The 1,673-nt window shown below is 60.3% G+C and carries 1 protein-coding gene; it reads right to left on the bottom strand.

Annotated features, from left to right (window positions below; all coding sequences use genetic code 11):
- Positions 1 to 67: 67 nt before the first annotated feature.
- The coding region (locus tag ABI_RS05170; RefSeq protein WP_040308604.1) for an alpha-L-fucosidase at positions 68 to 1,673 on the bottom strand (1,606 nt) is incomplete at its 5' end.

Raw genomic sequence — 1,673 nt, 5'->3', positions numbered from 1 at the left:
AACCAACTCCGATGAGTCAGCGTCATCAGTGTTTGGTATAAATACCGCTTCAAATAGCCTATTGCCATCAGGCCGACTGAATGCGGAAGGATACGGCATGTTGGGATGGCGCCTTGGGTGGCAGGCTTATTTCGAGGCCTTCGCTGCTGCGGGTCCATTGAAGCCTGGCGTGCGAGCCCAGCAATTCGACCTTGCCGATGGTTTGCCGATAGTGCGGCGAACCGGTGGCCAGAGAGCGTACCGTCAGCTTTCCGTCAGCCGGCCAACCCTGCGCAATGGCGTACAAAACCTCACCCTTGGTGGTAAAGCGGATGTCACGATGATCAAAACGCAGTTTTTCAAGCTGGTAGGCCTCAACCTTCACCTGCGTTGACGGTCCTTCGCCAAACACCGTCCACGGCCGGGAGCCTTTTATGGCCTCGGCATTCACCCGTTGCCAGTCGGCAAACGCCTGAAGAAAGGCGATTTCATCGCCGTCGGGCTCACCGTGGCCCGGCAGAGGAATGCCCAGGAGCAGATTACCGTTCTTGCTGACGATATCGACGAAGAGGGGGATCATCAGTTCCGGCTTGCGATAGCGGTGCTCGGTCAGGCGTGCGCGGTTGTAATGCCAATCGCCGATACAGGCCTCGGTCTGCCAGGGACTGTCCTGAATCTTGTCGGCAAACAGCATCTCGAAACTGCGCGTCAGCGTGCCCCAGATCGGCTCGGGTACATTTTTGAGATTGACCACCCCGTCCAGTCGCCCGCCGCGGCGTTCCAGGTTGCGGTTGTAGAAATAGGCCATGATCTGCGGCGCCAGGTCGGGAATACCCAACCACACGCCGAGGTCCGGAGCATAGGGTCCGCCGGCGTCAAAACTGAATTCCACGCCATCGTCAAAGGTGAGCATGTCCGGATCATATTTGTCGATGACATCCTGGACGCGCAGCATGAACTGCTGGACGAATTCCGGGCAGGGCGTGTTCTTGAGGTGCGGCTTGCCGTTCAGCATTTGCGGGTCCATGCCCTGCCACCATTTGCCTTCACCGTTGGCCAGGGTTTGCATGCCGTCGTACGCAACGCCAGCGAACGGCCCGGTCGTATCGCTCTTGTAGCGGACCGGCAGGAACTCATCCCAGGTCCGATGCGGTGTGCCGTGGTAGCTGATGCCAAAGCGCAAATCGTTGGCCCGTGCCGCCTTTGCCCAGCCACCGACGATGTCGCGCCGGGGGCCGATGTTGACGCTGTTCCAGGGCTGGTGCGCCGAATCCCAGCAATCGAAATTGTCGTGGTGGGTAGCCAGCGAGACGAGATATTCGGCGCCGGCGGCCTTGTAGAGCTTGACCAGGCCATCCGGATCCCAGCGTTCGGCTTTCCACAGATTGCAGATGTCCTTATAGCCAAAGACCGAGGGGTGACCATAGGTGCGCGTGTGAAAGTCGTTTTGCGCCATGCCTTGGATATACATGTTGCGGGCGTACCAATCGCCCTGCTCCGGCACGCACTGCGGACTCCAGTGCGCCCAGATACCAAACTTGGCGTCTCGGAACCAATCGGGCGATGTGTAGGACTTGAGGGACTCCCAATAGGGCTGGAAGGGGCCGGAGGGCGGCGTGCCCTGGAAGAACGGGTCGGCCCAGGCGCGCGCCGGGGCGGCGAGAACCGCGGCGGTGCCGGCGAGAAGTGTACGG

The sequence above is a fragment of the Asticcacaulis biprosthecium C19 genome, assembly GCF_000204015.1.
Lineage (GTDB): Bacteria > Pseudomonadota > Alphaproteobacteria > Caulobacterales > Caulobacteraceae > Asticcacaulis > Asticcacaulis biprosthecius.
The sequence above is the reverse complement of the archived record's forward strand: the minus strand, read 5'-3'. Positions and strand labels throughout refer to the sequence as shown.